This is a genomic window from Sorangium sp. So ce321, from assembly GCF_051530195.1.
Taxonomy (GTDB): domain Bacteria; phylum Myxococcota_A; class Polyangia; order Polyangiales; family Polyangiaceae; genus Sorangium.
The window spans coordinates 6,585,776-6,599,018 of record NZ_CP150329.1 but is presented as its reverse complement, the minus strand read 5'-3'; the positions used below and the strand labels follow the sequence as shown (position 1 = coordinate 6,599,018).

Here is a 13,243-nt window from a genome sequence, read left to right as displayed (position 1 = left end):
CATGCGTTCCGCGGCTTTCATTTGCGCAACGTAGGAAGGAAAATCCCGATGCTTGTCGCCGTGCAAGTGCGCGTCGCGCGAACTCAAGAGGTGTGATTTTCCAGTGTATCTACCCGGAGCGATCTGTTCGCTTCGCGTGACGCAAGAATTTTCTTCTGACAGGGTAACTCGGTACGCTCCTTTCGAAATTTTTTACAATCCGGAACCCTTTTTCTGAACGCCGGTCAGATTTGGCTATCCGACTGAGGGTCAAATCGGGTTAAGGCATTTGGGTCTCATCGAGTTCGCGTGGACAGCGTGGTTCGCCTCCCCGAAAGGAGCTTCAAATGCATCCTGCAAAGCCGCACGAGAGCAATGTGGTCACCCGTAAGTTCGCAGTGGTGGTCGCTGGTTTGACCGCCGTTGTGGCCGGTTGCTCGGCAAACGTCGGCGACGCCGACATCGAGGCAGTGGGCACGAATCAACTGGGATTTGACCACTTCGAGCGGACGGTCTTCCGCGAGACCGACACAGGCGTCTATATTGTTAACGGGGACACGCCCGTCGTGGATATCAAGCATCTGCGCGAGTTCTGGGAGACGCATGTGCGCGATGGTGCGCTGATCGTCAACCAGTCTGGTGGGAGCGACGTTATCTGGACGACGGAGCAGCGGCGCAATCTCACCTACTGCGTGAGCAAGAGATTCGGGGACCGTTACGAGACCGTCGTGACGGCGATGGAGGAGGCCGTCCAGGCGTGGGAAGAGGTCACCGACGTCGACTTCATCCACGTGGAGTCGGCCGACGCGGGCTGCACGTCGAGCACCAGCGACGTCCTGTTCGACGTGAACCCGGTGAACACGGGCGGCCAGTACCTGGCGCGCGCCTTCTTCCCCGGCCAGTCGAGGTCGACGCGGAACGTGCTGATCGACAGGACCGCTTTCGGCAGCACCCAGCCCACGCTCACGGGCATTCTCCGCCACGAGCTGGGGCACACCCTCGCTTTCCGGCACGAGCACACCCGTCCTGAGTCCGGCACCTGCTTCGAGGACGACAACTGGCGCGCCCTCACGGAGTACGACGGAGCCTCCGTCATGCACTATCCGCAGTGCAACGGCTCTGGCGACAGGACGCTCAACCTCACGCAGAAGGACATCGATGGCGTTCAGTCGCTCTACGGCACCCCCGAGGGCGGCGGCGGCGGCGGTGGCGGTGGCGGTGGTGGAGGCGGTGGTGGAGGCGGCGGTGGCGGTGGCGGCGGTGGCGGCGAGCCGGTGACCGAGAACTTCAGCGGCCGTGTCGCGCGAGGGGCGTTCGACGTGGTGGGGCCCGCCGAGGGGTTCGAGGTTGTGCCCGGGACCACCTTCACCGTCGTCATGACCGGGACCGGAGATCCCGATCTCTTCGTGAAGTTCGGCTCTGCGCCGACGGCGCGGGCGTTCGATTGCCGGCCTTACCTCAGCGACGCCAACGAGACCTGCACGCTCGAGGTGCCCGAGGGCGAGACCAGGGCCTTCATCAAGGTGCAAGGCTTCACGGCCTCGAACTACGACATCGAGGTGAGCTACTCCGCGCCGGGAGCCCCCGCGCCGGGCGGCACCGAGACGTCGACGAGCTTCGAGGGCTCCATCTCGCGGCGCGAGGTGGCCGCCCACGGGCCGATCGCCGTCGTCCCGGGCACGTCGTTCCGGGCCGTGATGACGGGCTCCGGTGATCCCGACCTCTACGTGCGGTTCGGCGCGCAGCCCACGTTGAGCGACTTCGACTGCCGTCCTTACCTCGACGGCGCGGACGAGACGTGCGAGCTGAAGGTCCCGGAAGGGCAGTCCGAGGTCATGCTCCTCGTGAACGCGTACGCGAACAGCTCGTACACGGTGCAGGTCGACTACACGACGCCCTGACGCGGCGGACGCGCGGACAGCGACGCGCGAAGAGAGCACGGCTCGCGGGACAGCCACGCCACGGCGGACACCGAGGATGGGAATCGCCCCTCCTCGGTGTCCCCGCGACCGCCCCTCCCGGGCTCCAGCCGGTCGGCGGGTGGGCTCAACCAGAGCGCCAGGACGCGGCGGCGCCACTCACACCCTCACCAGCTTCCAGCCGGTCGGCGGGTGGGCTCAACCAGAGCGCCAGGACGCGGCGGCGCCGCTCCCACCCGCCTCGCAGGCCGTCGGCGCAGTCGCCGCTTCGCCGAGCGGGAGGGAGGTGATGAACTCGTCATCCACCGACAGCGCCGCGTCGCCGAGCACCACGAACGTGTCGCGGCCGTCCTCGACGACGAGCTGGTCGCTGAGGATCTCGTGGCTCTCGGCCGTCATGTCGTCGAACAGGCGGGCGCTCGGCGCAGCCTGCGCCGCCCGCCGCGCGACCCACGCCGCGACCGGCGTCACCATCGAGCTCACCGGCGCATAGATGGTCGCCTCGCCGATCGGGATCCGGACGAAGCCCGGCGCGATCCCGGCGCGGCGGAGCAGCGCGGCGCCGTGCTGCGGATCGAGGATCATCCGCTTCACCACGCCGGCGGCGTCGCTGAGCGAGACGTCCGCGTAGACGAGGCGACCCGAGGTGTCGATCTCGGCATACTCACGCAGGACGCCGCCGGCAGGGAGCGCGCCGGCCTGCGCGCGCGGGGACCGGGTCTCGCTCGACAGGGTCTCCGAGCCATCCGGCCGGACCCGCCGCTCGACCCGGCTCTGCGCCCCGGCGGCGCCGAAGAACGTGTAAACCTTCATCTCGGCCTTCTCGGTCGGTCCCCCGGAGAGGCAGGCGCCTGCCCCCGGAGCGACCCGATCCCCGGCCGGAGTTGTCGCGCTGTCGCCACAGCCCCCGAGCACGCTGCCCGTGAGCGCGACCGCGAACAACAGTGAGGTGCGTGTGCTCATACCCACTCTTCGCCGGCGCCTCGTGTTTATTTCATTCTCGCTTCGTTTTTCGCGAAGCGGCAGGTCCGCGACGGGCGGGGCGGATGCCATCGGCGAGGGCGCGCTCCGCGCAGCGCACGAAAGCGACGCGGAGAGCACGCGGGCGACGCGAAAGAGCGCGGGGTGAGGTGCAAGAGCGCAGCGAGAGGCGGGAAGAGCCGGGACGGCGCGGCGCGCGGCCCGCGATGGAAATCTCCGGCGCGCGGCCCGCCCGCGAGGAAATCGACCCCCGCGCCCCGGTGAATGATAGGCTGCACGCGCCGATCCATCGAAGGACGCCGCTGCTTGCCCATGCCGAACGAGACCCCTCACGCCCATCGCTTCACCTGGCTGTTGGCCGCGCTGCTCGTGGAGTCCGTCGCGCTGGCCGGATGCGTTGGAGATCCGTTTCAGGTCGGCGGCGGCGCCATGGGAGGGACCGGCGGCAGCGGCGGCAGCGAACCGATCGGCGGCGGCGGCAGCGAACCGATGGGCGGCGGTGGCGCCGGGGGAGGGCCCGGCGGGGGCCCGCCGTCAGTTCCGGTGACCTGGCCGGACTCGCTGACGAAACGCTGCTCGGACGGCACGACCGTGCTGGAGGAGTGCCCGGGACCGTCGGAGCCCTTCTTCGGACAGGACGGGAACTACGAGATCGCCGTTCCCTCCTACACGGAGCGCGACGGCACCGTGAAGGACTCGGTGACCGGGCGCGTATGGGAGAAGGTGACGGAGAACGTGACATTCACCCTGGCTGGCGCGCAGGAGCACTGCGCGACGCTCGCCGCCGAGCAGCTCGGCGGCCTCGCGACATGGCGCCTTCCGACGCGGCGCGAGCTCGTCTCCATCCTGGATTTCGGCCACACCACGGCGTTCCCGGACATCTTCGCGGCCGCGCAGGACAGCTTCTACTGGTCCGCGACCGACGTCGCCGGGGACACCGCGTTCTCCTGGGGCGTGGTCGCCAGCAAGGCGACGATCGGGTACTATGAGAAGGACGGCATGGCCATCGCCCATGCGCTCTGCATCGGAGGCGAGCTGGAGACGACGCCGGCCGCCCTGTCGGTGGGAGAGGACTGGGTGCTCGATGGCTCGACGGGGCTCGTCTGGCAGCGCCACGCCTCCACGACCCGGTTCATCTGGAGCGCCGCGCTCGCGCACTGCGAGGAGCTCACCCTGGCCGGCCAGAGCGACTGGCGGCTGCCGAGCGCGAAGGAGCTGCTCTCGATCGTCGATGATCGGCGGTCCGGCCCGGCGATCGACATGGAAGCCTTCCCGGGGACACCGTCCGATCCCTTCTGGTCGTCGACGCCCGCCATCGACAGCGCGGACACGGCCATCCTCGTCAACTTCTCGAACGGCGCGTCGCAGGACCACACGGTCCGCGATCGGCGGCTCGCGCGCTGCGTTCGCTCCGACCGGTGAGCGCCGCGGCGGCTCAGCCGCCGGGCTTGACGAACTTCAGGACGAAGCGATCGCTCGTGCCCCGCTTCTCGCCGGCCACCATGGGCGAGGCGTTCCAGTCGCGCGTGTCCGTCGGGGTCCGCAGGAACGCCGCCTCGGCCGCAAGCCGGAAGCCGGCCCGCTCGACCTCCTCGCGCACGACCTTCTCCTCGATCCGGTGGAGCGTCTTCACCTCGGTCACGCCCGTCCCGTCGCGCCCGCTGTGGTCGACGATCGCGAACACGCCGCCGGGCTTGAGCGCGCGGAAGATCGCGCGGTTCATCGCGGCCCGGTCCACCTCCATCCACACCGTGTCGTGGTAGAAGAGGATGAGGAACACGGCGTCGAGATCCCGCGCCTCGGGCGGCAGCGGATCGTCGAGCTCGCGGTCGACCCGGACCACCTGCTTCATCACGGGCTTCTTCAGCCGCTCGCTCCACGGCTTCTCGGCGAAGCGCTCGAGGACGAAGCGGTTGTTCTGCCCGTAGACGACCCCGCCGGGGCCGACCGCCCGCGCCAGGAGCTCGGCCGTGTAGCCGCCGCCGGCCTCGAGCTCCGCGACCTTCATCCCCGGCTGGATGCCGAAAAACGCGAGCGTCTCTGCCGGCTTACGACCGGCGTCGAGCGCCCGGTCGGCCTCCGCTCGGTCGGCGGCGTCGACGACCGCGCGCAGGGCCGGCGGCACCTCGACCGAGGTGACCCGGGAGGGCGCCTGGGGAGGCGCGTCGGCCGGAGCAGACGGCGCGGCGGGGGCCGTGGCCGGCGCCGCGTCGGGCGCGGCGGCCGGAGCAGACGGCGCGGCGGGGGGCGCGGAAGCGCAGCCGGTGAGCGCGGCGAGGGCGAGGGCGACGAGGGCGTTGGAGCTTCGCACGCAGCGCTGCTAGCCGAGCGGGCTGAGCGCCGCAAGCGGGTCGAGGCCGCGCGCGCCCGGCGCGGCGCAGCGATCAGCGCAGGCGGCGCAGCGCAGCGATCAGCGCAGGCGGCGCGGCGCGGCGATCAGCGCAGGTGGACGACGGCGGTCCCGGCGGCCGACACCGTGACGGAGAGCTGCTGCGTGCGGGCGGGGTCGACCCCCGAGGTCGCGCGCAGGTTGAAGCTGCCGCAAGGCCAGCGGTACTCGCCCGGCGCCCGCACCTCGGTGGGGCCGCCCGAGACGAGCCACGCCTCGCCCGCGTCGAGGCGGAGCGCCCCCTGGCAGGTCGCGGCCGGGGCTGCGTCCGGGGTGGCGCCGGCGTCGGGCACAGCGCTCGCGGCGGGGGCTGCATCCGGGGCGGCGCTCGCCGGAGGAGCCGGCCGTCGCAAGGGCACGAGCGCCGCCCGCGCGGCGGCGGCGAGCTGCGGCCGCGCCACGGCCGAGGCGTGCTGCGCTGCCGCGGGGTGCGCCGCGCTCAGCCGGCCGCGGTTGACGCGCACGCTGGCGATCGCGATCCCGGCCAGCGCGGCGCAGGCGATCGCGGCCGCGAGCAGGCGCTGCCGCGAGCCCCCGACCGGCGGCAGGGACTGGCCGGACGCCGAGGGCGGCGGCCGGAGCTCGTCCCGCGCCCGCGGCGCCGACGAGCCGGAGGCTTTCATGGACGAGGCCGGGAACGCGTCGGGCGAGCTCTCCTCGCCCGATACCGGCGCCACGGCGTGGAAGCCGCCGCTCACCGGGGCGCTCGACGGCTCCGGGAGCGCCGCGCCCGACCCGTCGAGCGGCTCGTCCTCGCCAGCGAGCGCCTGCGAAGGCGCCCCCGGGCGCCTCGTCACGCGCAGGGTGAAGGGGCTGTCCCCGTCGGCGCGCGTCAGCTCGCCGCCCTCCAGGTCGTCGTCGTCGTGGGGGGGCTCGGACGCGGCAAAGCCCGCAGAGCGCGGCTCGGGCGGCTCCTTCAGCGCCGCGTTCACGAGCGCCGCGACGTCCTCCGGCGCGCCGATCTCGTGGCCAGCCTCGCGCAGCGCCTCGATGGCCTCCAGCATCGCGCGGGCGTCGGGGAAGCGGTCCTCCCGGCGGGGCGCGAGCGCGCGCGCGAGGAGCGCCTCGAGCGCGGGGCTCACCTCGGGACGCAGCTCGCTCGCCCGCAGCATCTGCCCTTCGCGCGCCGCGGCCATCCGCGTGGCGGCGCTGGTCCCGGAGAACGGCCGCTCGCTGGTGAGCATCTGGAAGAGGACCACCCCGAGCGCGAACAGGTCGGCGCGGGCGTCGACCCGCTCGCCGTCGAACTGCTCGGGCGGCATGTAGCTCGGCTTCCCGACGAGATCGCGCCTGGCCGCGTCCCCAGCCTCGCCCCGCACGGCGATCGCCACGCCGAAATCCGCGATCTTCACCGCGCCGGCCAGCGAGATGAGCACGTTTCCCGGGCTCACGTCGCGGTGCACCATGAGCCGCCCCTCGGCGGCCGAGCGCTCGTGCGCGTAGCCCAGCCCCTTGAGGACCTCGGAGGCCACGAAGAGCGCGACGGGCACCGGGACGGTATCCCCGCGAGCCCAGAGCCATTTGCAAAGCCGACCCAAGTCCGTCCCGGACACAAGTTCGCAGACGAGGTAGAAGTCGCCCGCCTCATCGATGCCGAAGTCGAGCACCTCATCGATGTTGGGGTGCTTGAGGCGGGTCATCATGCTCGCCTCGGCGATGAACAGCTGCTTGAGGTCGTCGCTGCCCGCGTGCATCGGGACGATTCGCTTGATGGCGACCGGGATCTCCGCGCCATCCGGCCCGAGCGCGACCGCGCGAAACACCTCCCCCATCCCGCCGCGCGCCATCCTCGGCCCGATGGCGTAACGCCCCAGAACAAACCCCCTCGATGGCGCGCTCTCCACGGTGCTCAGACTCTAAATGGCACCGAGGGGCCCGGTAAAGGGGCGACCGCGCTCGACCACCGCAGATCCCTGCGGTCGATTGCACAAATCGACTCGCGGTGCTCCGGTCTCGGGGAAAACCGCTCTGTCCCGACGGCCCGACGCGAGATCGTGACACGTCCACAGCGAACTTCCTGCGCCGGTGCGGGGTGCGCCGACCTGCGGCGCAGGGCGCGGCGGGTGTCGCTGAATCTGCGCGGGTCTGGTACAAGTCCGCTCAGGACATGATGCACGCTGCCCTGAACGAACCGACTCCGGTTGTCTTCATCACCGGCGCCTCCGCTGGGTTTGGCGCCGCGATCGCCCGACGCTTCGCTGGCCTGGGGGCTCGCCTGATCCTCGCCGCGCGCCGTTACGAGCGCCTCGAGGCGCTCGCCGCCGAGCTCACGGGCGATGGGGCGAGCTTGGCGGGCGCCGAGGGGGGCGCGCGGGCGGCGGCGGTCCACCTCCTGCGGCTGGACGTCCGCGATCGGGGCGCGGTGGATCGGGCGATCGCGGAGCTCCCGCCGGAGCTCTCCGAGGTGTCGGTGCTCGTGAACAACGCGGGCGGCGCGATCGGCCTCTCGCCGGCGCACACGGCGGATCCCGACGACTGGGAGCAGATGGTCGACACGAACATCAAGGGGCTGCTCCACTGCACCCGGGCGCTCCTGCCCGGCATGGTGGCGCGCGACCGGGGGCACATCATCAACATCGGCTCGGTGGCCGCCGATACGCCGTATCCCGGGAGCAACGTCTACGGCGCGTGCAAGGCGTTCGTGGCGCAGTTCTCGCTGAACCTGCGCGCGGATCTCCTCGGCAGCCGGGTGCGCGTCACCGACATCGAGCCCGGCCTCGCCGAGACCGAGTTCTCGCTGGTGCGCTTCAAGGGCGACCGGGACAGGGCGGCCGCCGTCTACCAGGGCGTGAAGCCGCTCTCGGCCGAGGACGTGGCCGAGGCCGTGGTCTGGTGCGCGACGCTCCCGGAGCACGTCAATGTGAACCGTCTCGAGCTGATGCCCGTCATGCAGGCGTTCGCCGGCTTCGCGGTGAAGCGCAGCTAGATCCACGTCGCCCAGGCTCACTCCTGGGATTCATGAGAGAAGAACCACAGAGGCACAGAGGCACAGAGGCACAGAGAAGAGAAGAAGAGAGGGCGGCGCAGAGATACAGAGCTTCATTGCGCTCTCCTTCTCTCCTCTGTGCCCTCTGTGCCTCTGTGGTTTACTCTTCTTTCCCCCTCACGGGACCAGGAGCGCGATGCCTCACGCCTGGTGCAGCAGGAGCTCCAGGAGGCCGAGGGCGGCGCGCTTGCGGAGACCCTCGACGGACTCCGTCGCGCCGACGCAGAGAGGACAGCCGGCCCTGTCGCAGCCGCAGCCCGCGATGAGCTGGCGCGTGCGCGCGAGGAGCTCGTCGCGCTGCTCGTAAATGCGCTCGGCGAGCCCGACGCCGCCAGGCACGTTGTCGAACAGGAACAGCGTCGGATCGAAGACCCCGGCCACCTCGCCGCCGGGCGCGGCGTCCGGCGCCCGCGCCTCGCTGCCGTCCTCGAGCGTCTGGCCTATATCGCGCGGATCGCACATGAGCGAGAGCGTCGCCACCGTCTCCAGCGCCCGCGCGATCCCGCGCAGCCCGTCGATCGCGGTCGCGCGGCCGAGGCCGAGCTCCTCGCAGAGCGGCTCCGGCACGGTGAGCCAGAATGACGTCGTGTGCATCTGGATGTCGGGCAAACGCACGTCGCCGTAACCCGTGTTCTCGTGGGTGTAGAACTTGATCTTCTTGTACCCGACTATCTTCTCCACGACGCTCACCTCGCCGAACGAGGCGGCCGCCCGGCCGAGCGAGGACGTCGCGCTCTCATCGAGGATGCTCACCTTGCGGTGGGTGAGCGCGGTCGTGAAATAATCGGGGACCACCTTCGTCACGAACGCCTTGTGGTTCTCGTAGTCGAGCCGCTCGACCTGGTACTGCTCGCCGTCGTGCTGGTAGATGGCCTGTTCGTGGAGCATCGTCGGCGCGGCGCGCCAGTCGAGCTCGGCGAGCGTCTTGCCATGCGCCTTGTCGATGATGACGAAGTTGTCCCAGCCCACCGAGCGCAGGCTCACGTGGTTCGCCGGGTAGGCGTCGGTCGCCCAGTGAAAGCGGTCGTTCGACTCGTGCACGACGCCGTTGTCCTGGAGGAAACGGAGCGCCGCGACGGTGTCGTCCGGCTGCATCGCCGCGTAGGGCTCGCCCCTGAGGAAGGGCAGCTCGAACGCCGCGCACTTCAGGTGCTGCACCAGGATCTCGGTGTTGTGCGGATCGATGCGCGCCGACTCGGCCCCGCGCTCGAGCAGGTAGCTCGGGTTCCTCGCGAGGTACTGGTCGAGCGCCGCGCTCGTCGCGCACAGGACCGCGATGCTCGTCTTGCCGCGCCGGCCCGCGCGGCCGAAGCGCTGCCACGTCTCCGCGACCGAGCCGGGGTAGCCAGCGCAGATCACCGCGTCGAGCTCGCCGATGTCGATGCCGAGCTCGAGCGCGTTCGTGGCCACCACGCAGAGGATCTCGCCCTCGCGCAGCCCCCGCTCCACCCGGCGGCGCGTCTCCGGCAGGTACCCGCCGCGATAGGCCATGATCGCGTCCTCCGCCCCGATCTCCTTGCCGACGCCCTCGCGCAGGTACTTCAGCATGATCTCCACCGAGTTGCGCGACTGGCCGAACACCAGCGTGGGCACGCGGGCGCGCGCGAGATCCGAGGCAAGGCGCACCGCGCTCTTCAGCGTGCTGGCGCGCACCCCGAGCTCGGCGTTGACCACGGGCGGGTTGTACAAAAAGAACCGCCGCGGGCCGCGCGGGGCGCCGGACTCGTCGATGAGGTCGAGATCGTCCTCGCCGACGCCGAGCAGGCGCGCGGCGTGCGCCCGCGGGTTGCCGATGGTCGCCGTCGCGCAGAGGAAGGTCGGGCTCGAGCCGTGGAACGCGGCGACCCGGCGCAGCCGGGCGAGGACGTGGGCGACGTGCGACCCGAACACGCCACGGTAGGTGTGGAGCTCGTCGAGCACGACGTAGCGCAGGCGCTGGAACGTCCGCGCCCAGTGCGCGTGGTGCGGCAGGATCCCCGCGTGGAGCATGTCGGGGTTGGTCATCACGATGGGGCTGCGCTCGCGCGCCGCCCGCCGCGCGTCTCCCGGCGTGTCCCCATCGTAGACGATGGCCGGGATCGTGAGCCCCGCCTCGCGGATGAGCGCGTGCAGGCCGGCCTCCTGGTCCCGGGCGAGCGCCTTGGTCGGGTACAGGTAGATGGCGCTGCCGCCCTGGCCCGACGCCGCGCCCTCGGCCAGCGCGTCGAGCACCGGGAGGTGGAAGCAGAGGCTCTTGCCGCTCGCCGTCGGCGTCGCGACGACCACGTGCCGCCCGGCCCGGGCGGGCTCCGCCGCGCCGCGCTGATCGCCGCGCGCCGCCGCGAAGGCCCGGGCCTGGTGGTCGTACAGCCGGGTGATGCCGCGTCGCTCCAGCGCGCCGCGGAGCGCCGGCGAGAGCGCCTCGGGCATCGGGGAGGTGCGCGCCTCGGCGGGCGGCAGCTCGCGATCCGCCGTGAAACAAGGGCGGACGTAGCCGGAGGCAAGCCACGACGAGATGACGGTCTCGACGCCGGTCTCGATCTTCCAGGGGGGCGACGGCATGACCCGGGCATACTAAACAGATGCGCCGTGTCGCTCAACCGGATCAGGCAAGGCGCGCGCGGCGGGTGGATCCGCCCGGGCCCAGCTGGCCAGGCCGCGCCGAGCCGCGTCCGCCTGCGCGCGGTGAGGGCGGGCTGACGCGGCTCGGCGCGGTGGAGCGTGACGGCCGGCGCGGCCGGCGCGCGTACAGCGGAGAGAGGACATCTCCTGTCCGCGGGCGAGATGCGCTGTCCGCGCCCTGTCGCCCGGCCCTGGGCCGCTCGCGAGCGCGCGGGGAGCCGGCGAATGACCCGTTTGCGCGCAACGGCTGGGCAGCGCGGATACGGCGCGTGAGGCGATGTCTCAGCGCGCTCGTCGCGGCTGCGGCACCGACGGACAGCGGGCTGCGCGCCTCGTGGGCGCGCTAGGGCGCGGCCCGATGGGCTGCGGGCCTGGTGTGCTGGTTGCCTGAGGATCGAGCCGACCGGCGACGGAGATCCGGAGTCGAGACCCACATCCGCTCTTTGACCCGCCAGCGCCGGGCGATCGCTCCCCGGGGCTGGCCACGAGGTGTTGCCCATGAGAAACGCAGTGATCTTGACGCTCCTCGGCGCGTCGGCGGCGGGGTGCGCCGCGCGCACAGCGACGTTCGACGAGCGGCTCATCGCGTCGCAGGCGCTGATTCGAACCGCCGAGGAGGTCGGCGTCGAGGAGATCCCGCGGGCGGATCTCCACCTCCGCCTCGCCCGGGAGCAGGTGCAGAGGGCGCAGCGGCTGTCGGCCGAGGGGGTGCCGGATCGGGCGCGGCGCATGCTCCTGCGCGCGCAGGCGGACGCGGAGCTCGCGGTCGCCGTCGCGCGGGAGGCGCGGGTCGAGGCCCTCGTGCACGAGGCGCTCGGGGAGGTCGGATCCATCCAGCAGCGGCTCCGGTAGGGGCCCGGGAGGAGGCGCGGAATCATGCGATGCAATCAGAGGGTGATGGCCATGCTGGCCCTCGGCGGTCTCATGGGGTGCGCGAGCGCCCCGCTGCCGCCGAAGGAGCTCATCAGCGCGAGGAAGAGCTACGAGCGCGCCAGGGCGAGCGCGGCGGCGGAGCTCGCGCCCGCAGACCTGCACGGCGCCCGCGAGGCGCTGGAGCACGCGGAGCGGGCGTTCGCCGAGGAGCACGAGCTCACCGAGGCGAGGGACCTCGCGTACCTCGCGGAGCGCCGGGCGCAGCTGGCCGAGTCGCTCGGGCGCACGGCGGCAGCGGAGCGGCAGCGCGGCGCGGCGCTCCAGGCATACGGCGAGCTGCAGCTCGCGCTGCGCAGGAAGGGGGCGCCGCCGGCAGGCCCAGCAGGACCAGGCGACCCGGCCGGGACGCCAGGCCAGCAGGGGACGACGCCGGCGCAGGTGAGCGCCCGGGAGCGCTCGCTGATGATCCTGCAGGGTCGGTGAGCGGACCCAGGGCGGCTTGACGGCGCGACCCGAGCGGCGTGGCGGCTGGGCCGGGAAAGCGTGACGCCGCGCGCGACGGGCATGCGGCGGAGGCGCGGACGAGGAAGGGCGCCGCCGGCGTCGCCCTGCTCCAGGCTGTTTGCTCCGCGCTGCGGCATCGCGTAGAAGCGAGGACGATGTCCTCTGACGCACCGCAAGCGTCGCCCGCCGCACACCTGCCCGACGAGCTCCCGCGAGGCGAGCAGGCCTCGCTCACCTTCCTGGCGGTCGTGGCGCTCGTCTCGTGCGCCGCCGACCTCGCGACGAAGGCGTGGGCGCACGCGCGGCTCGCCGGGTTCGACGCGAAGCGGTCGGGCGCGAAGGTCTTCACGGTCATCCCGGACCACCTGGATTTCATCTTCGCGCAGAACCCCGGCGGGGCCTGGAGCTTCCTGCGCAGCCTCCCGGACGGGCTGCGGCGGCCGTTCTTCCTGTTCGTCTCGGCCGCGGCGATCGTCTTCATCTTCTCGATCTACCGGCGCGTCCACCGGAACCAGACCGCGATGAAGTGGGGCCTGGCGCTGGCGCTCGGCGGCGCGATGGGCAACCTGGTCGACCGGATCCGCTACGGCTGGGTCATCGACTTCATCGACGTGTACGTGTCCCGCGGCGGCCAGGAGTTTCACTGGCCGACGTTCAACGTGGCCGACATCGCGATCGTCGCCGGGGTCATCCTGATGTCCACGGACATGATCGCCTCCGCCCGCAACGCGAGCGCGCCGGCTCCGGACGCAGGCGGCGCGCCCGCTAGCCCGGCAGGCGGCGACGCCGGCCCTCCGCTCTCGACCGAGGCGCCCCCGCCCGCCCCGCCGGCGACCTGAGAGCCAGAAGCCGCCAGCGCGCCCGGAGCAGGCGCGCGCGCGCGCCAAGGCAAGGATGGGGGGGAGGGGGAGGGGGAGGGGGACGGCGCGACGTGCGAGACGTGCGCGACGGGGAAGACGTGAAAGACGTGAAAGACGTGAAAGACGCGTGAGACCGCGCGCCCGCGGAGGG

The 13,243-nt window shown here is 71.9% G+C and carries 10 protein-coding genes; 6 read left to right on the top strand and 4 right to left on the bottom strand.

Annotated features, from left to right (window positions below; all coding sequences use genetic code 11):
* Positions 1-326: 326 nt before the first annotated feature.
* The gene (locus WME89_RS24375; protein WP_438011486.1) at positions 327-1,880 is read left to right on the top strand and encodes a pre-peptidase C-terminal domain-containing protein; all 1,554 of its coding nucleotides are present in this window, start codon (positions 327-329) and stop codon (positions 1,878-1,880) included.
* 216 nt (positions 1,881-2,096) lie between these two features.
* Here the strand turns inward: WME89_RS24375 and WME89_RS24370 are convergent, their stop codons facing one another.
* Positions 2,097-2,861: a hypothetical protein gene (locus WME89_RS24370; protein ID WP_438011485.1), complete on the bottom strand. Its 765-nt coding sequence runs from the start codon at positions 2,859-2,861 to the stop codon at positions 2,097-2,099.
* Positions 2,862-3,191: 330 nt separating this feature from the next.
* On the opposite strand from WME89_RS24370, the gene WME89_RS24365 reads away from it, so the two are divergent.
* Positions 3,192-4,301 (top strand): DUF1566 domain-containing protein, encoded by a 1,110-nt coding sequence (locus WME89_RS24365; RefSeq protein ID WP_438011484.1) that lies wholly within the window; start codon positions 3,192-3,194, stop codon positions 4,299-4,301.
* 13 nt (positions 4,302-4,314) lie between these two features.
* Here the strand turns inward: WME89_RS24365 and WME89_RS24360 are convergent, their stop codons facing one another.
* Positions 4,315-5,190 carry a class I SAM-dependent methyltransferase gene (locus WME89_RS24360; protein WP_438011483.1) on the bottom strand — a complete coding sequence of 292 codons (876 nt, stop codon included), beginning with the start codon at positions 5,188-5,190 and terminating at the stop codon, positions 4,315-4,317.
* Between the two features lie 125 nt (positions 5,191-5,315).
* Positions 5,316-7,055, bottom strand: coding sequence for a serine/threonine protein kinase (locus WME89_RS24355; protein WP_438011482.1), 1,740 nt, complete (start codon positions 7,053-7,055; stop codon positions 5,316-5,318).
* 320 nt (positions 7,056-7,375) lie between these two features.
* On the opposite strand from WME89_RS24355, the gene WME89_RS24350 reads away from it, so the two are divergent.
* Positions 7,376-8,194, top strand: coding sequence for an SDR family oxidoreductase (locus WME89_RS24350; protein WP_438011481.1), 819 nt, complete (start codon positions 7,376-7,378; stop codon positions 8,192-8,194).
* Positions 8,195-8,395: 201 nt separating this feature from the next.
* On the opposite strand, the gene WME89_RS24345 is transcribed toward WME89_RS24350, so the two are convergent.
* Entirely contained in the window at positions 8,396-10,795 is a 2,400-nt protein-coding gene (locus WME89_RS24345; RefSeq protein ID WP_438011480.1) for a DEAD/DEAH box helicase, read from the bottom strand.
* A 558-nt stretch (positions 10,796-11,353) separates the two neighbouring features.
* On the opposite strand from WME89_RS24345, the gene WME89_RS24340 reads away from it, so the two are divergent.
* The 3 genes from WME89_RS24340 to lspA all read left to right on the top strand — a co-directional run bounded on the left by WME89_RS24340 (position 11,354) and on the right by lspA (position 13,071).
* On the top strand, positions 11,354-11,707 hold the full coding sequence (locus tag WME89_RS24340) for a DUF4398 domain-containing protein (RefSeq protein WP_438011479.1): 354 nt from the start codon (positions 11,354-11,356) through the stop codon (positions 11,705-11,707).
* A 24-nt stretch (positions 11,708-11,731) separates the two neighbouring features.
* Positions 11,732-12,211 (top strand): DUF4398 domain-containing protein, encoded by a 480-nt coding sequence (locus WME89_RS24335; RefSeq protein WP_438011478.1) that lies wholly within the window; start codon positions 11,732-11,734, stop codon positions 12,209-12,211.
* 176 nt (positions 12,212-12,387) lie between these two features.
* A complete protein-coding gene (gene lspA / locus WME89_RS24330; RefSeq protein ID WP_438011477.1) occupies positions 12,388-13,071 on the top strand; it encodes a signal peptidase II in 684 nt (227 codons plus the stop codon).
* The last annotated feature ends 172 nt before the right edge of the window (positions 13,072-13,243 follow it).